Below are 24591 nucleotides of genomic sequence, written 5' to 3' on the forward strand. Positions count from 1 at the left end.
GACTCTCCTTATTCAACAACTTCATTTAATTCGAACGATTTCACTATTTTTATATTAATTTTTTATTCAATATGTCGTTCAATGTCCGAATACTCTCATCGCAACACCTTCTAGTATGCTATCTTCTCGATTATTCAAATAATATTGCGCTTGAGTCACATCAGCACCTGGCTCAGATAAAGGCATATCTTCGCCATTGGTATCTAATAGGCGAACCGTCCAACTCCCTTTACTGGATTCACCGTAAAATGCATTGGATAAAAAGACGCCATCTTTGACAATATAACCTTCTTGCATTCCTTCACTAAAAGAATAAGCAGGCACTATTAACGCTTGCTTGGATGACAGTAGTACACTGCGTGTCCCTTTTGGAGAAATCACTTCAATGGCTAAATCCATGCCTGCTGTCGTATTAAATCGCTTGCCTTCACTGTCCATCAATTCACTGAGCATGTCGCTATTGAAAATATCGAACTTAAATTGTACAGCCTCCAAGGTAAGATCCTCGTCAACATCAACAGTGACAGTCACACCGTTTAATTCATTATCTTTAATCACTTTTTCAAGAGAGTCTTCATTAACACTGGTGCCTTTCCCTTGCCAATCACTGATAAACTGTTTACCTAAATCTTTATCATATAATCGAGCCATTGCCACAGCAGCGCCCGCATTCACACGACCAAAACCATATTTATTATTAAAGGCATATCCCGCACTATTAGTAACCCATGCATCATGAGCAACAAACGCTCCGCTAGGCATTGTTAGCAATACAGGCTTATCTTCCAAGTCCACTGGACTACTCGTAGACACCAATATATGCCTAACATCACGCCAAGTTAATGACGGATTAGCCGATAAAATCAAGGCTATGACACCCGAAACATTAGGAGCTGCCGAAGAGGTACCATTAAAAGTAGAAGTATAGTTACAGCTTAGGTTATCTTCATGGGCCGGATAATTAAACGGGAAAAGCTGCGCGGCAAGTTCTTCACCATAAAACTGAGCCCAGGGACTATTAAAGCTCGCATACCCTTTTAGACAGCTCATTTGATCTGTCGTCACCATTGCTGGTGCCCACTGGCCATATTCACCAGCAGGCGCAGAAACAAATATATTAGGACCCGCTGTGGAGTAACTGGTGTGCTTACCATCGGTATTGACAGCCGCTACACTCAAATAATAAGGGTCGGCCTGACTCGACTCAAAACTGCTACTGTAACACGTTAGCCCTAATGTATTCGCCCCATTGTCTAAACAAACAGAGCCTTCAGCACGGCCATTACGGTCATTAATAAAACTATTGCCACTGGCTTTAACATTCAGCGCCCCTTTGCCCTCTCTTAAATTCAACACAGGATAAGAATGGATCTCTTCTTCAATCTCTGAATAACTAAAAAAAGCGGGGTAAGTTCTCCCGTAACTGCGATTAAAAACGGCAATATTATCTTGAACAGAGAGACCACTGCCTGGAAAACCATGCACAATTAAATCCGATTGTGAAGCAGCAGTTTGATTCCCTAAATACTTCATACCAATGAGTTGAGTATCGGGTGCAACACCTCGTCCCCCTAAACCATTCCAACCTTCAGCTGCAATTAACCCCGCGACACTGGTACCATGATCGCCATCTTCAGCCAGTGATGTGGGATCCATTTTATTTAAAACCGCCCCATCAAGATTTAAAGATTTATTAGGCACAATATTATTAATTAAATCTTCATGAGTGATTTCAAGGCCGCTATCAACAACCACTGCCGTCATCCCTTGCCCTGTTACCCCATAAGAATAGGCTTTAGCCACATCCATATCTTCACCAGGAACAAGTTTGGCTAAATTTTCCTGATACAAGCTCTCAGCTTCCACTATGGCATCCGCTTCGCTGAAGCCTTCTTCCATGAGTAATTGAATCTTCGCTTGTCCTAATTCGTCACTGAGCGCATAAGCTTTTTGCCCTGTATTGCGTAAATGCCATTGCTGATCCGCTAAGGGATCACTAATCACATTCGAAATCACAATCGATGCACTGGCCGATTGATTATCTAACGTGACCGTATAAAGAATTTCGGCGTCTTCACCGGTTAATGAGGTATAACGAAAAGCATTATCCTCTAACATCGTCAGTGTGCCATGACTGAAATGATATACCTTATCTTTTGGTATAATCATTTGTTCACCTTCTTTAAAGGTAATGCTGGCGCCACTGCTTAATGTTGGTTCAACCGACAAACGAGACTCGGCTGGGATCCAATGTTTAGCCGAGGTAATTTCCACATTTGCAGCAGACAATTTTATACTACTCTCTGAATTGTCGGTTGTATTGAGGTGTTGACTATCTCCCCCTCCGCAAGCACTTAAGGCAAGTAATACCACGGTAGACACACTTGAAAACTTAAATATATTCTTCATGCTTTAGACTGCTCCTCATCCTTGCAGTTTCACTTGGATTACATTTCCGCAAAACTATGAAATCATTAAACACACAAATTAACCAAAATAAAACATAGACTTAAGTTTTATATTATTTATTACAAATAAATGATTATATGTTTTACTTTATGGGTATATAAAAATAGATCGAAAAGATAATAAGCTGATTAATTTGATGAGTGGCAAAGAAGAATACAGATAAAGAACAGAAATACTAATTAATATCTGACGTCATACAAGGCGTTGCTTTATTATTGATAGTCTTCATAAATTGCTCGGATGGGACAGCAACAACACGAAAACGTCCTTGACTATCATTTGCTCCCGCTGAAATAATCCCCGCAACATAAGGTGTACTTTGCCCTTTTAATAATGCCAAAATAGGCGCACCCGAATCGCCTTTTTTTAACGCACAATTTTTTAAGCGCCACATCGAAGTACCGCTTCTTGGTAACGCAGATACACAGGTATTTGTGCGCGTCAGTTGTTTCGTATTATCGCTGGTATAACCTGCAGTAATTAACTGTTCTAATTTTCCAACATGACTATTCCACAGTGGAAAATGCCCCAAAATACAACCAATAGGTTTTTCAAGCTCCAATAGCGCCCAGTCAATGAGTAACGCACTTTCATCAAATTGCCCCTCAGGAAAAGTGTCACTGGGCACAGTATAGGATTTTATGCTTGCGACAGCTCTCGCATAGGCGCCTTTGAGTCCTGCATAAAATGTCAGTGCTTTAGGGCTCACATAGGCCTTTTTATCTCTATCAAACACACAATGAGCCGCACTCACGATTAAGTTAGACGCCACTAATGTTGCCGTACAGCTTATCTTATTTTTAACACGTAACTTTCCAATGCGATCCCATTGTATTTTTTCATACCCAAGACGATCATTCTCTATTGATGAGTACACATTAGTGCTAATCAATATCAACAAAATGAAATATACCCGATGCTGTATTGTTCTCAAAAAATACAAGATAAAGCTCCTCTGTGACAGCCATCCATTAAACATAGTTGAGTCAAGCAACCCAAACCACTTGGAGTGGCAGGGTCAAGCCATACATAATGACATTACTCACATTTTATTATTAATTCTTTATACTCATTAAAATGTTGATTTATCAGACAATCAAAATTATTATGCCTATCCATTAACAATATCTGTCATTTAGTTAAAAAGGAGGATTAACTATGTATACGTGTCAAAGAGATTTTGCTCGTCACTTTTTCTCAATCACGCGCTCTGAATACTGCACACCCGTGCTGCGATAATCAGAGCAAGAGCGAAAAAGACTAACCACATTTAATAACAATGTGTTAGCTAGCAATTTAGAGTCACTTCACTCGGCTCACTGAATTATCGTCAGCGTTTATTGATGAGGGTTATAACACCCTAAATTCAGGAAAGACATATGTCTTCAAAAGCAAATAAAAACAATCACACCACAGCATATTTAGATCTCAACCAGCAAGCTTGGAATGAACGTACTTTACGGCATATCAAATCAGATTTTTATGATGTAGCTGGTTTTCTTAGCGGCAAATGTAGCCTAAATACCATAGAGCGGGAAGCCTTAGGTGACGTCAACAATCAGTCTTTATTGCATTTACAATGTCATTTTGGTTTAGACACCTTATCCTGGGCTAAACGAGGAGCCAATGTCACTGGCATTGATTTATCACCTGTAGCCATTAAGCAAGCTCGCCAGTTGGCAAATAAAACAGGACTCAATGCTAATTTTATCTGCAATGATATTTATCAATACTTTGATGAAAAACAGCAAGAAAAAACTTCTGAACTTTTTGATATTGTATTTACTTCCTATGGCGTCATTTGCTGGCTCAGCGATCTTAATCGCTGGGCACAAGGACTCAGCGCACGATTAAAGCCACACGGCGTATTTTATCTTGCAGAATTTCATCCCATTAATGATTTATTATCCGGTGATGATTACTTTGATACCAAGCAAGCACAAATCATCCAAGAACCCACATATACTGAAAACCATAATCATGAAGTTAATACGCTGGCGCTGTGGTCACACAGTTTAAGTGATGTCATCAATGCATTACTTAACGCTGGTATTATGATTGATGCATTTAATGAATATCCGTATTCTCCCTATGCTGTCTCAGCGTCACTGGTAGAAGTGTCTCAGGGTCAATATGCTTCAACACACCAAGGAAAGTCGGTACCGTTAATTTACTCAATCAAAGGACATAAAGCATAAAAAACACATAATTAACACAAATAATCTAAGGGATATAAACACTTCCTTAGGTTATTTGTTATTAAGATTAATTTTCCTTTTTTTCTCTCATTGTTAAGACAGCGCACAGCTAAACTAAGCTAAGATGATGTTCAAAATATCTCACTCATCACGACTCATAACAATGGGATTAATCAATGAAAAAATTATTATTTGCCTTTCTCTTGTACCCTCTATTTTTACATTCAGCATTTGCGAGAGATACCATAGAAAATTATTCCGTCAGTGACACTCTGGCACTTGAGCAGTCTAAAAGTATTCTTGGGGACGATATCAGCTTCTATTTTGGCAATACAGAGCATCCACCCATATTAAAAAGCTATGTTGAATTTAGCACCAATAATAAAACCAATGCGTTTAATAAAACCGATAAAGAAGCCTGTCAGTGGGTCTTTTTATCCGCAATGAAAGAGTTACGCAATAAAGCCAGAAGTGTAGGTGGAAATGCTGTGATTAACATCAAATCCAATTACCGAGATAACCTCACCATCAGTGATACGACTTTTCAATGTGGGGCGGGGGCTATCATCGCCGGCGTTGCTTTAGTGGGTGATGTGGTCAAACTCGATAAGGCAAACATCACAACAAATGCTCCCAGTGATTATCAATTTGAATAGTTGACCATCTTTCTTCAAAAACCTATCTATTCATTACGTATTGAATAAATAGGTTTTTGCCCAATTTTATTCTTCTTTTCAATCAACATTACCTTTTAAAAACGGTCAATATTGCCAATTAGAGTTAAACTTTCTAATGTCCATTAATATCAATTAGGCTGATTATGCAGCGCATTTATTTCAACTGGTTAGCATACGCCCTGTGTTTCATTGGCTATATGACCTTAATGCTTTCTCCGCCACTTTCTCATGCCATTTCAACATCCCTAGGTTTAAGCACAAATAGAGTTCATTCAGGTATTGGACTTATTTTCTTACTTTTCTCTTTATCAGCCATATTATTGAGCACACTCTCAGATATTTTGGGAGTGAAAAAAGTCTTAAAAATTGCTCAATTAACTTCTATTTGTGGACTATTAGTAACGGGAAGTGCAGACAGTGAAATTACGTTTTATTTAGGCTGTATTCTCATTGGTAGTGGAACAGGAAGCTACTCAGCAATTGCCCGTGCCATTGTATTACGCCATAGCCACAATAATGAAGAAATGAAACACAGCTTTTCTCATTTCTCTATGTACATTATTATCGCCCCTGTAGTGGCGTCTTATCTTTCTCGTGCGATGTTAGATCTTAATTGGCGATGGGCGTATTACTTTATGGCTTGTATTGAAGTAGTGTTGTTTTTTTCTGCTTTATTTATTCTCTCTCGAGATAAAAAACCACAACAATTAATTGCTTTAAAAAACATACTCTCACACTTTAAATACTGTCTATCTCAAAAGCAATTTGTATTGAATTGTGCCGCCATAGGAATTAGTTTTACGCTATTTATGCAAGTGATCTTAACCAATATACATCTTGTTTTATCCGATATAAAAGTTATCAGTGATATTCATTACAACCTATTCTTGCTTGGAATTAGCATTATCTATATTGGCGGTATTTTAACTTATAGGCATTACATACACTTAAGTCATCAAGCTTACATGAAGATCGCAGCACTGTTATTATTAAGTGTGAGTATCGCAGGTATTATTTTTTCACATAACAATCTGTTGTATATGATGATTTCAATTTACATTATGTGTTTTAGTCTAGGCTTCTTTATTCCTTTATCCACAGGCGCTGCAATGATTTATATCAATAAAGCCCAAGGGATCGCTTCAGCTTTATTTACCTTTGCTTTTGCTCTCACCTCCAGCATCTTCTCTTTTATTGAAGCTCATAGTCAACTTAGCTCTTATCAATACATGCTAAGTGCATCAATAATATCCACCTTATTACTGTTCATTATTTCCTTTTGTTTTTTCATTAAAAAAAACTAACTTTATCTTTTGCCAAATAATACCTAACCATTCATGTATCGCCCATGTCGACATTTGTAAATTTTGAACCTCTGGATATAACTGAGTGATATTAAAAGCGATCGGACTGTTACGGCTCAGGTGCATCGTTGGTGCAGGTACCACATTCACACCTCCTTGTTCATAAAACGTCATCGTACGCCTCATATGATTCGCCGTTGTCACAACGGCGACCTTATGTTGCCCAACCACTCCTTTTATGACTTGCACTTCTTCTTCTGTATCTCTTGGTTGTTCAAAAATCTGAATATGCGCTGCGGGTACGCCCAAAGATAAAGCAAGCTCTCTATGCATATCAGCAGTCGAACGTTTTGCACTTATCCCTGCATACCCCGATAACAAAAGGTGTGCTTGGGGATTTAAACGCCATATTCGTACTGCCTCTACCACCCTTAAGGTCGATGTATAAGTTAATTGGCTCGTTATAGGCAACGTCTCATCCTCAATATGTCCATTACCTAACACATGAATAAACGCCACTTTCTCGTCATTAAATGCAGGATATTGATATTCTAATGGGCTAATCAATGAAAACGCTACGGGTGATAAACTTAATGCGTATAAGCCTGAAAGGGAAAACAGTAATACAATAGCCCCTTGTTTTGTTTTGTTACGCCAAAATAATACTAAAGCCATAACGCTCAAAAATAACGCAATAGGTAAAGGCATCAACAAATTACCTAGTATCCATTTAATATAAAACATTGTTATTACACTTCTTCTTCAATAAGCTCACTAAAAAATGGACCTTGCCCAATATTAACACCTAAAATCAATAAGGTTTGCCATTCTTCAAATGACGTCACTCCTTCTGCACCAAAAATAATATCTTTACGAGGCATCCCCCCCATTAAACTTCTAATAAAAAGTTGGTTTTCTTCTCGAAGATGAATTTTTCGAATAATTGACTTATGCAGCTTAACAAAATCAAAATGACATTGTTTAATATATTGAGCGCTCACAACCTGTTGGCCGACTCTGTCAACACATAATGCGGCACCCATTTTTTGCATCATATTTAAGGTATCTTGTATTTTGTCTAGATGATTAACGACGATAATTTCATTCACTTCAAAAATTAAGTGCGATGTTAAGTGTCGATATTCTAACAAAATGCGCATCAGCCAACGAATAAAAGCACGACTCATTAATGTATCCAAACTCAAATTGATACTGTATTTAGTGCCTTCGCCTTTTTGACTCCGTAAAATATCAAAAAGAACAGTTTCAATTACTTGTCTTTCGATTTGAGGCGTTAAACCACACTTTATCGCCATAGGCAAAAATAAAGTCGCACGAATAAGATGACCTTGCGTATCTCTCAGCCTGCAAGTCACTTCTCTATGCTGCTCAAGCATTTCATTATCGAAAACGGTACGAGAAAATGCAAATACCCTTTTACTAACTAACGCACTTTCAAGAAAGCTTCTCCATTGAACTGAGCCTTTTGATAAATCACGATCTAATGCACCTTTATCATACATAAACCAACTGCTGGTTCCTTGGAGTTGAGCCGCTCTTAAGGCCATGTCGGCTTCTTCTAATAAAATGGCTTTATCTTCTCCAATATTAAAATAGGCGCCTCCCAAGTGCACAAAATCATTGCTTTGTCCAATGACACTCGCCACTTGCCTTAAACAAATTTTCAATAACTTAGCCGCTAATCTATCTGCCTCAGTCTGGGAGATCTGTGGCACTATAATGGCAAATTGATTAAAAGAACGACGTGCAAAAAAGCTATTAACTTGTAACGATAGTACTTGATTTATAGGTAAGATAATTAAAGAGAGTATTTCATCTACCTTTTCCTGACTGCTATCTTGTTGCAGTAAGTCTAAATCTTCTATTTCTAAAAAATACATCACACCGGGCATTGTCATTTTCTGCTCATCGGTCAATGCATCAAGACGATTATCAAAAAAAACACGATTACCGATGCCTGTATCAGGATCTAAAAAGGTATTAGAACGAATGGATTGATCAAAACGCGCTCTTTGTTTTGATGCATCTTCTAACTCTTGAAGCAACCGAGTCAGCGCTCTGTTTATCACTCTAGGCTGACCTGCACCTGTTTCTGTGAGGGCTTTATCATAATCCCCCTTTAAAATTCGTTGACTTCGCTGAGCAAGATGTTCAATGCCCTCTAATTGTTCTGAAAACCAATAAAAACCAAAACGGACAACCGCAACAACAATCAGTCCCCCTAGTAACATAATTAGCGCTTCATACCAACCCACATGCTTAAGTGTAAAGGGCTCTGGTAATGTCAACTTCATCACAATACCCTGCTCTTTATTAATGACTTTTTCATAAGTCACAATATTAGGGTGCCCATTTTTATCTTTATATTCAAAAATCTTCTCACCATTTTTACTAAGAGAGAAATGTTTGGCCTTAAAAGCAATTAAAATAGGCGGCAGCCAAGAATCAAATTTCCATTCATTATCATGCTTATAATGACTCACAAGCATGCTTTCTATTTCTCTGACTTTCTGTTGCTGAAACTCATAAGTCAGTTGAACAAAACTGAGTACCGCTGTAAAAAAAAAGATAAACGCCACCCCAGCTAAAGAGATTAACCAAAAGCTCGTCAATTTTTTACTCAGCATACGGGTGAGTTTCATGCTAATGACTTCCCTTTATTCCAACGATTACCATCAAAAAAGGCGCCAGTAGGCGCCCTTTTAGTATTACACATTTCCACTTAAACCATATAATCTTCAGGTAAAGCAGTTAATACGGATACACCTGAATCAATAGCCGCTTGTGCAACGGCTTTCGCCACATGAGATAAAAGGCGAGGATCCATTGGCTTAGGGATCACATAATCAGGACCAAAGCTCAACGCCTCAACATCAGGATATGCTGCTAACACTGAAGCAGGTACCGCTTCTTTTGCTAAGTCAGCAATTGCATGCACCGCTGCAATTTTCATTTCATCATTAATTTTTGATGCACGCACATCTAATGCACCACGAAAAATAAAAGGAAAACACAGAACATTGTTCACTTGGTTAGGGTAATCACTTCTTCCAGTCCCCATAATCAAGTCTTGGCGAATATCATGGGCTAATTCAGGTTTAATTTCAGGATCTGGATTTGAACAAGCAAAAATAACAGGCTTATCCGCCATTAATGCCACATTTTCATCCGATAACACATCAGGGCCTGACAAACCGAGGAAAGCATCAGCTCCAACAATCACATCTTCTAAGGTTCTTTTTTCAGTATGGTTAGCAAATAGCGCTTTATATTCATTAATATCAGTACGCTCACTGTGGATCACACCTTTTCTGTCCAACATATACACATTGTTACGTTGAACACCACACTTCACTAGCATCGTCATACAGGCAATTGCTGCTGCGCCCGCTCCCATACAAACAATCACGGCATCTTCAATTTTTTTGCCTTGAATTTCCAATGCATTGATCATCCCTGCAGCCGTCACAATCGCAGTACCATGTTGATCATCATGAAAAACAGGAACATTACAACGTTCGATTAATGCTTTTTCAATTTCAAAACATTCAGGCGCCTTAATATCTTCAAGGTTAATGCCGCCAAATGTATCTGCAATAGCCTCAACAGTATTAATGAACTGCTCAGATGTATCATGCTTCACTTCAATATCGGTCGCATCAATATTTGCAAAATGTTTAAAGAGAAGTGCTTTACCTTCCATAACAGGCTTTGAGGCTAATGGCCCTAAATTACCTAAACCTAAAATAGCAGTACCATTAGAAATAACCGCAACGGTATTCCCCTTTCCTGTATACCGATAAGCCGTTTCTGGATTTTCTGCAATTTCGCGTACAGGCTCAGCGACCCCTGGGCTATACGCAAGTGAGAGATCCATACTGGTTTCAGCGGGTTTAGTCAGACAAACTGCGGTTTTGCCTGGAACCGGAAATTCATGATAGTCGAGAGCTTGTTGACGAAAATCTGCCATTTATTTAATCCTGAGTGCGACGAATAATATTTTGTAATAGGCCAGTAACCTAAAACACAACCACATTGTTCGATTTTCATAAACAAAAAAATGAAAAATCAATGCAGCATTTAAATTGAGGCGCTAAAGATACGCGATTTTACCCGCTTTTCAAACTATAGATTTTCTTTTTCTGACCTAATGATATAGAGATGTTATTAAAGCTTCATTTTTATTAATTATCTAGAAGACTTAATTATAATATTCAACCTCAATTATGTAGAAATAATACGTTCAAAGTCTATTTAAACAGTATGTTTTGCACTAAAAATGAAAAAAATATTGTAAAACTTACCAATATAATTTCAAGTATTAATAATCTTGCTCTATTAAGCGACATAAAAGCTACATCAAAGGTGCTTAACATAAAATTAACCTAAGAAACAGGTTAGACCTCTGTCCATAGAGTCAATTGTGTCTTTATAAGAATAATATAACCTTAATCAGCGTCAATACGACTTAAAGAGTATACCCAATTGATCAGTTTAATCAGGGGCTGCTGATCTGTCGCCTTCATACCCGTGATACTTAAAGATGCATGTTTTCAGAGCCTGTAAAAGATCCTAATTCAAGGCGTATTCTTGTAAAAGAAAAGGTGCAAAAATGCTTATTACCTTTTAAGGTGATGCAACTTCGATATAGGTGCTTTTACAGACCGCCCAAAGGGTTAACTCTTTTGAGTAAAAAGGAAAGCCTTTTATACAGCGTAACTGAACATCAGCTTAGGATCACTAGGCACTATGTTCAGCTGACCATCAAGGATGATGGAAATGTCATTTATGCAGGAGTAATGAATGACCTTGTCTAAAAGACTTTTCATTCCAGCTAAAGCCTGCATTTTCAAGTATCACGGATATAAATGATGTTCGAAATAAAGATGGTTTAATCACGGCGATAAACATGGAAAGCGAGACTTTAGTCTAAAATAACCTGAACTCGGAATGACGAGTGTCAAAGAAAACAAATAACCAATTAAATCAACAATTTAAAGTCAAACCAATTATTCTTTACTGTTTAATTTGGCTAAATACCGCTATTTTTGTCTATATCAAGGCGGGATTTCGTGTCTAATAGAGGGCTATTAAGCGGCGCTGCTTATCCCGAGTACAGGTTAAAGTAAAAAACGTAGACAGCAAAAAGGCGCCATAAGGCGCCTTTTTAAATTCAATGCAGAAGTAATGATTACTTCTTACCAAGTGCACCAAAGCGCTTGTTGAACTTATCGATACGTCCGCCCGTATCCATAACTTTTTGTGTACCTGTGTAGAACGGGTGACAAGCACCACATACGTCTAAATGTAAATCTTTACCTACAGTAGAGTTTACTTTGATAGTGTTACCACAAGTACAAGTCGCAGTGATTTCTGCGTAATCAGGATGAATGCCTGCTTTCATTGGAATTACCTCAATTTAAGGCCATGTCGCTCTTCCAACCCGAAGTCGGACACCACATGCTGTGAATACAATATTTTAAGTCGCAGGATTTTACAGCAGATAATGATGAGTTACAAGCCTATTACCCTATTGAAATCACCTGCCACCATAAACGGAGATCACATCGCTAGAAAAAATCGCTCAGCGAGACTTTCATCTTGGTACTTAGCGAGGATTTCATGGGAAGGACAGCTCAAACGCACGCCTGCTTTCAAGCCATGAATACTACCTTTATTAAATGCACTAGGATTAGCCTCAAATAACGCTAATGCCCCACCAAACAAGCCTATTCCCCATTGCTTATGATAACGTAAATCAATCTTCCACAAGGTTTCATCCTTAGCCACTAAAATAGGACAAGTAGCCTCTGCCTTTGCGACTTCTTGCGATACAGATGTTGGCGCTTTTATAGTGCCTTCAGTCACAACCAACTTCGACGGCGTCATTTCAAATGAATTTTCCAACGCTATGTCATTATTTTTATTAACCACTGACTCACGATTTGCTTTCACAATATTGTCACTTTCAATAATATTCATATTATGAGTCGTATCTACTTTTGCATTAATTCCATGAGCTTTAAACTCGGGCTCAGGCACATTTGATTTTTTGATGACATGAGCATCTTCACTGCCTTTAATATCTTTTTTATTACTATGATTAATATCTTGTGATGCAATTTTATTGGTATCAATATTATTGATATTTGACGTCTGACTCGTGTCCGCAGCAGTTACACTCGTGTCTATAGTTGATGGGTTGGTACTCATACTATGATTAATATTAGCGATATTTGACGCCTGACTCGTGTCCGTCGCAGTTACACTCGTGTCTATAGCTGATGGGTTAGTACTCATACTATGATTAGTATTAGCGATATTTGACATCTGACTCGTGTCCGTCGCAGCTAAACTCGTGTCTATAGCTGATGGGGTGGTACTCATACTATGATTAGTATTAGCGATATTTGACACCTGACTCGTGTCCGTCGCAGTTACACTCGTGTCTATAGTTGATGGGTTGACGCTAATACTATTATTAGTATTAGCAATATTTGACACCTGACTCGTGTCCGTCGCCGATGAAGACGTTAATTCTGCTATCACTTGCTCTTCATTTAAATCCACATTCGCTGTCGATAGGGATGATCCAACATCACTCTCACTTACACTATTAATATTCAACTCACTGAGATTCTGCCCTCCCACGTTCGCCACATTATTATTGGCTGCACTTTGATTGACCATAGCCGAAGATCCTAAATTAGCGGTATCTAGACCCGACTCAGTCGCTTTAGAAGAGACACTTGATACATCAATATCTGATGAATTAGCGAAGGTACTTTCAGTATTGTTCGTCAATGTTACGCCATTGTTTACAGCTTGCCCTTGAGAATCGGACGCTTTTTGAATACTGTTATCTTGAATGGACGAAGGCAATGACAATTTAAGTGAGAATTGCTGCCTTTTTTGCCATTCACCATCAAGATATTCATGAACAATGAGTAATGGCTCTTGACTTAGCACAGGCACCTCTCCTGTGACATTTAACATAAAAGTATTTAATTCTTCTACTGATAAGCGCTCTTCACTCTCTCCATCATGCATATAAAAGCGCACATCATCAATATCTTCGGCAACAATATTGACTCTAAAATCAGCAGTGTCTCCCACCTCAAACAAAGTTTGATTAATACTGACATGAGAGACTTCAGCTAACACTAAGTGGCTTATCAGTAACACACTAGCGGTGATCACTTTTCTTATTATATTTACCATTCGATCCTTCTTAGGTGTTGATAGAGATCCTGCATTTTCAAGTCGTTTGAAAGTATAAATAACTTATCCAACAACCTGTTAAAATAAACAAAAATGAAATAGCACTTAAATTTAACATTTGAAACTCATTCCCGCAAATAAGAATAAAACTAGCGCTAAATTATCGAGATAGTTACACTTACTCTTTAATGCAATAATGATTAACTTAACTATGTCTCAGTTTGTTGAAGTCGCGCTTCCAGTTCCATTACGGCAAAATTTTACCTATAAAGTCCCCATATCTCTTAATGCCTCGCTTCAAAAAGGCCTAAGAGTGAAAGTCCCCTTTGGCCGTCAACAAAGCATTGGACTCATCATCGGAATAACTGAACACTGCGACCTTAAACCACAACAAATCAAATCCATTATTGAGCTCATTGATACTGAACCTTTATTACCTCATTCATTATTCACATTAACTCAATGGGCAAGTCGATATTATTTTTGCAGTTTGGGACAAATGCTTTCTCAAGCCATTCCTGTTGCATTGCGAAAAGGAGCGCCTATTACTAAAAACGTCCGCACTTTTTGGCAGCTCACTCAAGCGGGAAAAAATGCCGAACTCAGTACCCTAAAACGAGCAATTGCACAGAAAAAAATCATGCAAACGCTACAGGACTCACATATCAATACTGATGATGTAGCCAGTCATGGCTTTAGCCCATCAGCATTAAAAGCGCTGCTTGAAAAAAAATGGATACAAAAAAGCACTCAAATTATACAAGCAGATTTGTCTTGGCGAGAAACACTCTTAATGGGAGAAGAGCCCCATCAGCTCAACGCAGAACAAGCCATTGCCGTCTCCACATTAACACAACAGCAAAACTATCAATGTACGCTACTGGAAGGTATTACAGGTTCTGGCAAAACCGAAGTCTATTTAGCCCTATTGGAAAGCATTCTCTCCAATAAAAAACAAGCCCTCATATTGGTTCCTGAGATTGGCTTAACCCCCCAAACCATTAATCGATTTAAACGCCGATTTACTGTCACCGTTGCCGTCATCCATTCAGGCTTAACAGATAACCAACGTTTGCGGGCTTGGCAACAAGCAAAATCGGGGGAAGCCGCAATTATCATCGGTACTCGCTCAGCTTTATTCACTCCCATGGCTTACCCTGGCGTGATCATTTTAGATGAAGAGCATGATGCCAGCTTTAAGCAACAAGAAGGTGTCGGCTATCATGCACGGGATCTTGCTGTTATGCGTGGTCATTTAGAAGACATTCCAGTTTTATTAGGCACAGCAACCCCTTCACTTGAAACATTACAAAATGCGCTTTCAGGGCGATATCAACATTTACAGTTAGGCAGTCGCGCTGGTCATGCTGAAAAAGTACGTCAAGGCATTATCGATATTTGTCATCAACCATTACGAGCCGGCTTATCCAGTGCCCTCATCAATGAAATGCGCATACACCTTGAAATGGGTAATCAAGTAATTCTATTTTTGAATCGGCGAGGGTTCGCACCGGCACTGTTATGTCATGAGTGTGGTCATTTACACGAGTGCGATCGTTGTGATGCGTTTTTTACAATCCATCAAAGTTTAGGGGAAATTCGATGTCACCATTGCAGTAATCAATATGCGATTCCAAAACAATGCCACCAATGCGGAAGCACTCTGCTCGCCGCACAAGGCGTCGGTACGGAACAACTCGCGAGCTTCCTAGAAACAGAATTCCCCCATTACCCTGTTGTTCGAATTGATAGAGATACGACTCGCAAAAAAGGAGAGCTTGAAACTCATCTTAACGCCATATTAAAAGGAGAGTACAAAATTCTCGTTGGTACACAAATGCTCGCAAAGGGTCATCATTTTCCTGATGTAACACTTGTTGGTTTACTGGATGTTGATGGTGCCCTCTTTAGTGCTGACTTCAGGGCTCCGGAGCGCTTTGGCCAGCTTTACACTCAAGTCTCTGGCCGTGCAGGGCGAGCCACAAAACCGGGAACGGTATTATTACAAACTCACCAAAGTGAAAACATCATACTCAAAGAGCTCATGCAAAAAGGTTACGGTGAATTTGCCCGCAACCAGCTCGCTGAGCGCCAACAGGCGCTATTACCGCCCGCTTGGCATATGATATTATTAAGAGCTGAAGCACATCAAGCACAAGATGCAGATAACTTTCTATGTCAAATTGCACAACTTTTACCTCAAAATGAGCAATGTGAAGTCATTGGCCCCATGCCCGCACCTTTAGATAAAAAAGCAGGCAAGTTTAGAAGACAATTGATTTTTCAAACTCAAAATCGTCAACAATTACAACAATCATTTGAACAAACTCTGCCCCAAATCGAAGCTCTTCCCATGGCTAAACGTTGCCGTTGGAGTATCGATAGGGATCCTCAAGATCTCCTCTAGGGTATTTTTTTCATGTTATGCCATAAAAATCCCTAGAAAAGATAGCAATTCACCCATACAAGCGGCTAAAATGGGTGGTTATTCTTCCCTATTCTTTACTTTAGTAAGTATCAATTAAACGCCAATGAAATCACATACTCAGTCTTTACTCGCAGATGCAATCACTTCTCTTAAGCAGCAAGGGGTGATCCCAGAAGATTTTGAAGCCCGCATTCAAGTGGACCGAACAAAAGATAAGAGCCATGGTGATTTTGCAACTAACTTGGCAATGATGCTCACTAAAGTGGCTAAAAAGAACCCGCGCGATATTGCACAACTCATCATTGATAATTTGCCAGACTCTAGTCATGTTTCCAAGGTTGAAATTGCAGGTCCTGGATTCATAAACTTTTTCATTGATGAAAATGCACTAGCCGATCAACTGATGTTCGCATTAAAGGATCCTCTCCATGGGATCAGCAAGCCTAAAACACAGCGAGTTGTTGTGGATTACTCTTCACCAAATCTAGCAAAAGAGATGCATGTCGGGCATTTACGCTCTACGATTATCGGTGACAGTGTTGTTCGCGCCTTAGAGTTTTTAGGCCATACTGTTATTCGACAAAATCATGTGGGAGACTGGGGAACTCAATTTGGTATGTTGCTTGCTTATATGGAAGAATTGCGTGCCGCACAAGGTGAACAAGCGCAAATGGCATTAGCCGATCTTGAACATTTTTACCGTGCAGCCAAGTTGCGCTTTGATGAATCAGACACATTTGCCACTCGAGCACGTCAATTAGTGGTTGAACTGCAATCCGGTGACGAATATTGCAATAAATTATGGCGTGAGTTTAATGATATCTCATTAAGTCACTGTCACGATGTTTATCAGCGTCTCGGCGTTAGCTTAACACGTGACGATGTGCAAGGTGAAAGCACCTACAATACAGATTTAGCTAATGTCGTCGCCGAGCTAGATGAGCAAGGGCTCCTTTCCCAAAGTAACGGTGCTAAGGTTGTCTTTCAAAATGAATTTAAAACCAAAGATGGTGAGCCGCTTCCCGTCATTATCCAAAAAGCCGACGGTGGCTACCTTTATGCCACTAGCGACTTAGCGGCTATGCGCTATCGCAGCAATACATTAAAAGCTGATCGTGCCCTCTATTTTGTTGATTTACGCCAAGGATTACATTTTCAACAAGTCTTCAAGCTCGCCCGTGATGCGCATTTTGTTCGTCCAGAAATGAGTTTAGAGCACATGGGATTTGGCACCATGAATGGTGAAGACGGTCGTCCTTTTAAAACTCGCTCAGGTGGCGTAGTCAAGTTAGTGGATTTATTGGATGAAGCCAATACAAGAGCATTAGAATTAGTGCGAAGTAAAAATCCAGATATGGATGAAGCTGAGCTGATTAATATTGCTAACACTGTGGGGATCGCTTCAGTTAAATACGCGGATCTGTCTAAAAACCGCACCAGCGACTATATTTTTAGCTTTGAACAAATGCTCAGCTTTGAGGGCAATACCGCACCTTACTTACTTTATGCTTACACGCGCATCGCAGGTATTTTTAAGCGTGCTGACAATATTGACTTAAGCCATGCCAGCATTCGCCTTGAACATGACAGAGAGAAAGCCTTAGGCAGTAAACTCGCGCAATTTGGTGAAGTTATCACTCGAATGGTCGAAAAAGGTCAGCCCCATGCCCTATGTTTGTATTTATTTGAATTAGCAGGAGCTTTTTCAAGCTTTTATGAGGCTTGTCCCGTATTAGCAGCCGATAATGAACAAGAAAAACAAAGCCGCTTACTGTTGGCTCAATTGACGGCTAAAACATTAAAACAAGGCTTAAGTTTACTTGGCATTAACACTTTAGAACGTATGTAATATTACTATGACCAGTCGTGATTACGCTAACCGCAACCCGAAAAAAAATAAAAAGGGCAATCGATCTCGTGGGAAAGGACAAGTCTCACGGCGCTTTCCTTTGCTCATTTTATGCATTACTGCGATAGGACTCAGTGCCTTTATTTATTTGCTGTGGAGCATTAGTGGCAGCTCCACACCAAGTAAAAAAGCCGATAAAACCACCATAGAAACACCGGTTAAAGCCGTTATAGCGAAACCGGATCCCAAAGCACTTCCTCCAGCTCCTCAAGAAGAGTGGACTTACCTTGAAGAGCTTGAAAACAAAAAAGTGGAAGTGGATGTCAGTGAAAAAAGGCCTACTAAGCCTAAACGCCCTTATCAAATCCAATGCGCTTCTTTTAGAAAAGAATCTCAAGCAGAATCAATGAAAGCGACTATTGCCTTTCAAGGATTAGAAGCCATTATTCGAAAAGTACAAGGCACCAGCGGCATATGGTATAAAGTCGTTTTAGGGCCCTATGACAGCAAACGTTTAGCTGAAAAACAACGCCATATTTTACAAAGAGGTGGGCTAAATGGTTGTCAAATTTGGCTTTGGGAAGGATAACCTTTACCAATATACTCGTGATAATTGAAATAAAAATCCGCTTTCACAGCGGATTTTTTAACCCTCGTTTTTAAGAGAATGTAAACTTGATGCTCTTACCCAAGCCGCTGCTCTCTCTTGCCCCATAATTTGCTCTAATGTCGGACGTAAATACAAGGTTAATTCTTCTTTACGCCAATAGAGATAATGGGGTAATGGCGGCGTTGTTCTCATCTCAAACGTATGTTGCAGCAACCCTGATAGCTCAAACAAATCATTGTCAGAGGGCAATGAAGCAATAGCCAAGTAAGCCTTTAAAAAATCATCAAAGTGAATAAATGATTTCAGTGACGCTTGATCAAACTCCTTCAGAACCGTCCATAATATAGGTACGGTCCAATGGGACATTGACATTCGATTAGACATCACATCAATATTGCGTCTGTGATATTGTTGCCAAGCTAAGTGTAAATTAGGCTTTTGGTGAGCCACCAACCAAATAACGTAACAATCTGCAATCCATTCATGCTCAAATGGACTTAAGGTTCGTTGAAATACTGTGTCGGCTAAGTCTTGTGCTGCTAAATGGCCCATTTCATGCCATAAGCTCAGCACTTCTTGCTCATGGAGCGTAAACTCAAATACCTCTTGTTTCAAATGCAACACTTGCACTTGTGTCACATACTCTGGGGCAGTCAGTACAAGCCCCAATACACTAGGATCATTTAAAGGGATCACCATAGCAGGACGCTGTGACATATCTTGCAGTAATTGATGAGGCTCCCTCGGTAATTGCTCTCGAACCTGAGCAGGTAAATGTTCAAGGCAGTCATCAAGGTAGTCAATGGGGCAAACCAAAGCTTGTTTTGCAGCCACATTGACCCAAAACAAGCCAGAAATTATCGACAGAGTGGTAAAACTCAACGATTATCCATAATATTTTCTATAATTGCAGTGGTTGAGATCCCTTCTTCAAAACCTAACACTTCTACTTTCCCGCCTGCAGCTATGACTTCTTCACCACCAGCAATTTCATGCACTTCATAATCCCCTCCCTTCACCAATAAATCAGGTAAAAGGTTGCTGATTATACGCTGAGGTGTATCTTCACTAAACGGCACAACCCAATCAACGGAAGCCAGTTCTGCTAACACTGTCATTCTTCTATCTTCAGGATTAACGGGACGCCCCTCACCTTTAAGACGTTTAACTGAGTCATCACTGTTCACAGCAACGATTAAGCGATCGCCTAAGGCTCTTGCTTGTTTTAAATAGCTAACATGACCAGCATGCAAGATGTCAAAACAGCCATTTGTCATCACAATTTTTTCACCCCGAGCCTTGGCTTGCTCCATCGCAATCACTAATTGCGCTTCACTGACACTACCAAAGCCCATCTCTCCATGACTTAATGAAAGGGCTTCAATGAGCTCTATTCGGGTCACTGTCGATGTTCCAAGTTTTCCAACCACAATACCTGCCGCAGTATTGGCAATAGCACATGCTTGATCTAATTCACTGCCTGCAGCCAAGGCCGTCGCTAAAGCTGAAATCACCGTATCACCGGCTCCTGTGACATCAAAAACTTCTTTAGCAACGGTTGGGATATGTAATTCATTACCTTCACGCTTAATGAGCGTCATGCCTTTTTCTGATCGCGTTACTAAAATCGATTGAATATCATATTGTTTTAATAAGGCTTGCGCTTTTTCAACCAGCTGAACTTCTGACGTCACTTCTCCTACAACATCTTCAAACTCACTCATATTGGGTGTCAACAAATAGGCCCCTTGATAACGAGAAAAGTCTTTTCCTTTAGGATCAACCAACACCTTCACGCCTGCCTCATTAGCATAACGAATAAAATCTTGAGGCGACACTAATGCACCTTTACCATAATCAGACAAAATAACGACATCAACATCAGGCACTAATGCTTTGGCCTCATTCAATAAGGCATCACTTTCAGATTGAGAATAAGCATCTTCAAAATCCAAGCGTAATAACTGTTGATTACGCGACATGACTCTCAATTTAGTAATCGTTGGCTTAGCATCAACGTAATGCCAAATGGGTTCGACGCCCGAGGCTTGAATACTTTGAGTCAATGCGCCCGCAGTTTCATCTCCTCCCACTATCCCCGTCAATTGTACAGCGCCCCCCATAGTTGCAATATTAATGGCCACATTTGCAGCACCACCGGGTCTGTCCTCATGTTGCTCAATTTTTACAACAGGCACTGGTGCTTCTGGTGAAATACGTCCTGTCGGCCCCGCCCAATACCTATCGAGCATGACATCACCAACAACCAAAACCTTTGCGTTTTCAAATGCGGGGAGAGAAATCTTCATGGCGCCTATTCATTTTAAAAAAATTAATTCAATTGTACCTAATTTTGCATCCTTTTGAGTTAGAATAATACGTAATTTTTCTAAAGTTTGGGTTATCCGTGGTCGAAAAAGCAGAATTTTCATTTAATTTATGTCATCCCAAGTATTGGTTAATCTGGTTAGGTGTTGGCATAATGCGATTAACTCAATGTTTACCTTTATCGATGCAATTAAAGTTAGGTGCCATATTGGGGCGATTAGCCATGAAGATCATTGGCAGTCGCGTTTCAACAGCAAAGCGCAACCTTGAGCTCTGCTTTCCTGAAATGACAGCAAATGAACAAACAACACTACTCAAAAGTAACTTTGAAGAAACAGGCAAAGCTATTTTTGATACGATAAATGCATGGTGGTGGACAGATAAAAAAATTCAGCAACATATGCAAATCAAAGGCAAAGAGCATATCACAAACACCTTAAACGACGGACAAGGGGTGATCTTATTTGCTGTGCACTGTTTACCCTTGGAAATGGGCGCTAGGATTTTTGGTCAATTTCAGCCAGGAGTCGGTGTTTATCGTCCTCATAATAATGCCGTTATCGAGTACCTACAAGTAAGAGGAAGATTAAGGTCAAACAAAGCGTTAGTCCCAAAGCGCGATCTCAGACAAATGGTACGTTGTTTAAGGCATCCTGATGTCATTTGGTACACCTCTGACCAAGATTTTGGTCGCTCTAGTGCCACTTTTGTTCCTTTTTTTGGTGTACAAGAAGCAGCAACCATTACTGGAGCCACTAGCTTAGCGAAGTTAGGCAAAGCCAAAGTCATTCCTTTTTTTGTTGAACGTGATGATAACGATAAAGGCTATACATTAGAAATATTGCCGCCTTTAACCGATTTCCCAGGTCAGAACGAAATTGAAGATGCGAAAAGAACCAATAAGATAGTTGAAACGTTAATCAGTCGAAATAAAGCCCAGTATATGTGGCTACATAGACGCTTTAAAACACGTCCTGATAAAAACGATCCATCATTATATAAATAAAGGGAAAAAGCCCACTACATAGGGCTTTTTCATTGCTAAACAGATTAGATAGATTCCGAAGCAGGTAACCTTATTCCGACTTTATAGGGCGCTCCATCTTTAATCTCTGAAATGACCCAATGTAAAGACTGCCATTCAAATTGATCGCCCACAACAGGCTTCTCACCTAGTTTCAACTTGATGAGTTCACAGATGCTTAGATGTTGAAATTCACTGCTCAACTTAATACCATACATAGGGGCAAAATCACTTAATAAAACATTAGCATCAATAAAGAAATCACCAAAAAATCGTGGTAATTCTTTATCAACAGGTGGCTCACTGAATAACGTCCCCAGGGCATCCAAGTCCTGCTCATGGGCTAACACGCAAAGTACATCACCGGCTTTTAGTTGAGTACTACCTGATGGGTGAAGCATGACACGATCGCGAAACAAAGCAGCAATACGTGTACCCTCTGGCATATCAAGCCTTCTAAGAGGCTCACCAATACACCATTTATGCTCACTTAAATGATAAACAAACAACTCCCAATCACTTTTATGATACACCTCTAAGCCAGATCGAGAAGCTGGCGTTGGCTTTAAAGGCAGCACCACTTTTGCAAGCTTCGCCGCTTTAGCCAATGTCGTTCCTTGCACCAATAACGATACTAACACCACAAAGAATGCAACATTGAAATAAAGTTGCGCACCGGGTAATCCAGCCATCATAGGAAATACCGCTAAAATAATAGGCACAGCTCCGCGTAACCCAACCCACGAAATAAACCAGCGATCACGAGTCTTAAAGCTTCTAAACGGTGATAAGCTAAACCATACCGCGATAGGTCTCGCAAAAAAGATCATTCCAAAAGCCAGTCCTAACGCAGGAAGAGCTAAATCAATTAAATCTGTAGGCGTTAATAATAAGCCCAAAACTAAAAACATGCCTATCTGGCTCATCCAAGTCATACCATCAAGAATATTTAAAATAGTGTGCTTACCACGTGTAGCATTATTGCCTAAAAATAAACCCACTAAATAAATGGAAAGGATCCCACTTCCCCCCAATTTACTTGAAATGGCATAAATCATTAAGCCACCGCTGAGGACCAAAATGGCATAAAGTCCATCAGCAAGATGGCTCCTATTAACGAGCTGCCATAATACCCAGCCTCCACCGACACCTAATATCCCCCCAATCCCGAACTGCTTAACAAAGCTTGTTAGCATGAAACTAAAAGACATATCATTGTTAGTATTAGCAATTACAGCAATTAGAGTCACGGTTAGAAATACAGCCATGGGATCATTACTACCAGACTCTATTTCTAATGTAGCCCCAACACGTTCGTTAATGCTTTTTCCTTTGAGTAAAGAGAAAACAACCGCAGCATCTGTTGACCCGACGATTGCACCAACCAACATGCCTTGTAATAATGTTAAATCAAATAACCAAGCAGCCAATGCGCCTGTAATAATGGTGGTTAAGGCGACACCAAACGTAGCGAGAGATAAAGCTGGCCAAAGTGCTACCCTAAAACTACTCACACGGGTCCGCATTCCACCATCAAGTAAAATGATAGCTAACGCAAGGTTACTCACCAAATACGCAACTGAATAATTATCGAAAACGATTCCACCAGGGCCATCTTCGCCAGCTAAAATACCGACACAAAGAAACACCAATAAAATAGGGAGGCCAACACGCGAAGACACTGAACTCAAAAGGACGCTCACCGCAGTAAGCAATGCACCAATCAAAAAAAAGTTATTAATAGATTCAGCGTTCAAACAACCTCCTTAATATTCCATAATATTGAATATTCCACTATTCATCAGTGCTCATCATAAGCACCAAGCATAATCTAACTTTACAATAAAAACATACAATCAAATAAATTAACAAAAACAAAACAATTAAACTTAATTCAATAATAATATATATATCGCTTAATTATTAATAAGATAGGCTTAAATTTTAATTTTATGCCTATCTATTTTTAAATTCTATAAATATTAACTTATCATAACTAAAGCAATAAAAAAGCACTAAACAAAGAAATAAATGAATAATCAAGTTTAATTACATAAATTTCAATTAGTTAGTTAAAATATTAATAATTAATTACTTGATTTATTTTAAATTAAACGTTAATAAGTATATTTTAATCGAATTATTATCTAGTCCAGACGGTAAAATTGATAGTTAATGCTAGAATATCTACATTTCTTCATCGAATACCCCCTCTTTATCCAAACCATCATCCCTTATAATAAGAAAGGTTTATTTTTAAAAGCTGATTTATCACAAGGCATTATCACAAAGTATATACCGAAATCGCCTGAAGTTGCAGGATCCCATGGGTTAAACTAACGAACAAACAAGCAATGCAGAAATATGATTAAGACAAAAATAGACTGAGTTACTGGTCATTTTTATTACAATCACATTATACTTAACTTCAAAAGGCTACCACTTTATGCAGCGGTAAAATT

At 39.3% G+C, this 24591-nt stretch carries 17 protein-coding genes; 7 read left to right on the forward strand and 10 right to left on the reverse strand.

What is annotated here, in order from left to right; translation table 11 throughout:
- Window positions 1-78: 78 nt before the first annotated feature.
- Window positions 79-2409 (reverse strand): S8 family serine peptidase, encoded by a 2331-nt coding sequence (locus Q0976_RS06040; protein WP_299492061.1) that lies wholly within the window; start codon window positions 2407-2409, stop codon window positions 79-81.
- Window positions 2410-2644: 235 nt separating this feature from the next.
- Window positions 2645-3370 (reverse strand): trypsin-like serine protease, encoded by a 726-nt coding sequence (locus tag Q0976_RS06045; RefSeq protein ID WP_299492063.1) that lies wholly within the window; start codon window positions 3368-3370, stop codon window positions 2645-2647.
- A gap of 478 nt (window positions 3371-3848) precedes the next feature.
- Between Q0976_RS06045 and Q0976_RS06050 the strand changes: the two genes are divergently transcribed.
- From Q0976_RS06050 to Q0976_RS06060, 3 genes are all read left to right on the forward strand, one after another.
- Window positions 3849-4667, forward strand: a complete 819-nt coding sequence (locus Q0976_RS06050) for a class I SAM-dependent methyltransferase (protein WP_299492065.1) — start codon at window positions 3849-3851, stop codon at window positions 4665-4667.
- Between the two features lie 176 nt (window positions 4668-4843).
- Window positions 4844-5323 carry an excinuclease ABC subunit A gene (locus Q0976_RS06055; protein WP_299492067.1) on the forward strand — a complete coding sequence of 160 codons (480 nt, stop codon included), beginning with the start codon at window positions 4844-4846 and terminating at the stop codon, window positions 5321-5323.
- A gap of 164 nt (window positions 5324-5487) precedes the next feature.
- The gene (locus Q0976_RS06060) at window positions 5488-6648 is read left to right on the forward strand and encodes an MFS transporter (protein ID WP_299492069.1); all 1161 of its coding nucleotides are present in this window, start codon (window positions 5488-5490) and stop codon (window positions 6646-6648) included.
- Here the strand turns inward: Q0976_RS06060 and Q0976_RS06065 are convergent.
- The 5 genes from Q0976_RS06065 to Q0976_RS06085 form a co-directional block, all read right to left on the reverse strand.
- Window positions 6604-7392 carry an ElyC/SanA/YdcF family protein gene (locus tag Q0976_RS06065; RefSeq protein WP_299492070.1) on the reverse strand — a complete coding sequence of 263 codons (789 nt, stop codon included), beginning with the start codon at window positions 7390-7392 and terminating at the stop codon, window positions 6604-6606. The genes Q0976_RS06060 and Q0976_RS06065 overlap by 45 nt on opposite strands.
- Before the next feature lie 5 nt (window positions 7393-7397).
- The gene (csrD, locus tag Q0976_RS06070; RefSeq protein ID WP_299492072.1) at window positions 7398-9311 is read right to left on the reverse strand and encodes an RNase E specificity factor CsrD; all 1914 of its coding nucleotides are present in this window, start codon (window positions 9309-9311) and stop codon (window positions 7398-7400) included.
- Window positions 9312-9391: 80 nt separating this feature from the next.
- A complete protein-coding gene (locus tag Q0976_RS06075; RefSeq protein WP_299492074.1) occupies window positions 9392-10639 on the reverse strand; it encodes a malic enzyme-like NAD(P)-binding protein in 1248 nt (415 codons plus the stop codon).
- A 1221-nt stretch (window positions 10640-11860) separates the two neighbouring features.
- A complete protein-coding gene (gene rpmE / locus Q0976_RS06080; protein WP_298771542.1) occupies window positions 11861-12073 on the reverse strand; it encodes a 50S ribosomal protein L31 in 213 nt (70 codons plus the stop codon).
- Window positions 12074-12231: 158 nt separating this feature from the next.
- Window positions 12232-13890 (reverse strand): hypothetical protein, encoded by a 1659-nt coding sequence (locus Q0976_RS06085; protein WP_299492076.1) that lies wholly within the window; start codon window positions 13888-13890, stop codon window positions 12232-12234.
- Between the two features lie 211 nt (window positions 13891-14101).
- Between Q0976_RS06085 and priA the strand changes: the two genes are divergently transcribed.
- The 3 genes from priA to Q0976_RS06100 all read left to right on the forward strand — a co-directional run bounded on the left by priA (window position 14102) and on the right by Q0976_RS06100 (window position 18756).
- On the forward strand, window positions 14102-16297 hold the full coding sequence (gene priA / locus Q0976_RS06090; RefSeq protein ID WP_299492078.1) for a primosomal protein N': 2196 nt from the start codon (window positions 14102-14104) through the stop codon (window positions 16295-16297).
- Between the two features lie 124 nt (window positions 16298-16421).
- Window positions 16422-18167 (forward strand): arginine--tRNA ligase, encoded by a 1746-nt coding sequence (gene argS, locus Q0976_RS06095; RefSeq protein ID WP_299492080.1) that lies wholly within the window; start codon window positions 16422-16424, stop codon window positions 18165-18167.
- Window positions 18168-18174: 7 nt separating this feature from the next.
- Window positions 18175-18756, forward strand: a complete 582-nt coding sequence (locus tag Q0976_RS06100; RefSeq protein WP_299492082.1) for an SPOR domain-containing protein — start codon at window positions 18175-18177, stop codon at window positions 18754-18756.
- A 57-nt stretch (window positions 18757-18813) separates the two neighbouring features.
- Here the strand turns inward: Q0976_RS06100 and Q0976_RS06105 are convergent, their stop codons facing one another.
- Together Q0976_RS06105 and hldE are read right to left on the reverse strand one after the other, a co-directional pair.
- On the reverse strand, window positions 18814-19659 hold the full coding sequence (locus Q0976_RS06105; RefSeq protein WP_299492084.1) for a hypothetical protein: 846 nt from the start codon (window positions 19657-19659) through the stop codon (window positions 18814-18816).
- Window positions 19656-21086, reverse strand: a complete 1431-nt coding sequence (gene hldE, locus Q0976_RS06110) for a bifunctional D-glycero-beta-D-manno-heptose-7-phosphate kinase/D-glycero-beta-D-manno-heptose 1-phosphate adenylyltransferase HldE (RefSeq protein ID WP_299492086.1) — start codon at window positions 21084-21086, stop codon at window positions 19656-19658. Before hldE ends, Q0976_RS06105 begins: the two co-directional genes overlap by 4 nt.
- A 98-nt stretch (window positions 21087-21184) precedes the next feature.
- Between hldE and Q0976_RS06115 the strand changes: the two genes are divergently transcribed.
- Window positions 21185-22111, forward strand: a complete 927-nt coding sequence (locus tag Q0976_RS06115) for an LpxL/LpxP family Kdo(2)-lipid IV(A) lauroyl/palmitoleoyl acyltransferase (protein ID WP_299492088.1) — start codon at window positions 21185-21187, stop codon at window positions 22109-22111.
- 44 nt (window positions 22112-22155) lie between these two features.
- Here Q0976_RS06115 and Q0976_RS06120 read toward each other — a convergent pair whose 3' ends face one another.
- On the reverse strand, window positions 22156-23886 hold the full coding sequence (locus Q0976_RS06120) for a potassium/proton antiporter (RefSeq protein ID WP_299492090.1): 1731 nt from the start codon (window positions 23884-23886) through the stop codon (window positions 22156-22158).
- Window positions 23887-24591 lie beyond the last annotated feature (705 nt).

It is taken from the genome of uncultured Shewanella sp., from assembly GCF_947501665.1.
GTDB lineage: Bacteria > Pseudomonadota > Gammaproteobacteria > Enterobacterales > Shewanellaceae > Shewanella.

What these genes read in the sequence shown, in the direction of transcription:
- csrD (WP_299492072.1), bottom strand. Translation starts at nt 9,311, where the DNA reads ATGAAACTCACCCGTATGCTGAGTAAAAAATTGACGAGCTTTTGGTTA.
- argS (WP_299492080.1), top strand. Translation starts at nt 16,422, where the DNA reads ATGAAATCACATACTCAGTCTTTACTCGCAGATGCAATCACTTCTCTT.
- Q0976_RS06085 (WP_299492076.1), bottom strand. Translation starts at nt 13,890, where the DNA reads ATGGTAAATATAATAAGAAAAGTGATCACCGCTAGTGTGTTACTGATA.
- rpmE (WP_298771542.1), bottom strand. Translation starts at nt 12,073, where the DNA reads ATGAAAGCAGGCATTCATCCTGATTACGCAGAAATCACTGCGACTTGT.
- Q0976_RS06040 (WP_299492061.1), bottom strand. Translation starts at nt 2,409, where the DNA reads ATGAAGAATATATTTAAGTTTTCAAGTGTGTCTACCGTGGTATTACTT.
- Q0976_RS06075 (WP_299492074.1), bottom strand. Translation starts at nt 10,639, where the DNA reads ATGGCAGATTTTCGTCAACAAGCTCTCGACTATCATGAATTTCCGGTT.
- Q0976_RS06065 (WP_299492070.1), bottom strand. Translation starts at nt 7,392, where the DNA reads ATGTTTTATATTAAATGGATACTAGGTAATTTGTTGATGCCTTTACCT.
- Q0976_RS06100 (WP_299492082.1), top strand. Translation starts at nt 18,175, where the DNA reads ATGACCAGTCGTGATTACGCTAACCGCAACCCGAAAAAAAATAAAAAG.
- Q0976_RS06060 (WP_299492069.1), top strand. Translation starts at nt 5,488, where the DNA reads ATGCAGCGCATTTATTTCAACTGGTTAGCATACGCCCTGTGTTTCATT.
- Q0976_RS06055 (WP_299492067.1), top strand. Translation starts at nt 4,844, where the DNA reads ATGAAAAAATTATTATTTGCCTTTCTCTTGTACCCTCTATTTTTACAT.
- priA (WP_299492078.1), top strand. Translation starts at nt 14,102, where the DNA reads ATGTCTCAGTTTGTTGAAGTCGCGCTTCCAGTTCCATTACGGCAAAAT.
- hldE (WP_299492086.1), bottom strand. Translation starts at nt 21,086, where the DNA reads ATGAAGATTTCTCTCCCCGCATTTGAAAACGCAAAGGTTTTGGTTGTT.
- Q0976_RS06050 (WP_299492065.1), top strand. Translation starts at nt 3,849, where the DNA reads ATGTCTTCAAAAGCAAATAAAAACAATCACACCACAGCATATTTAGAT.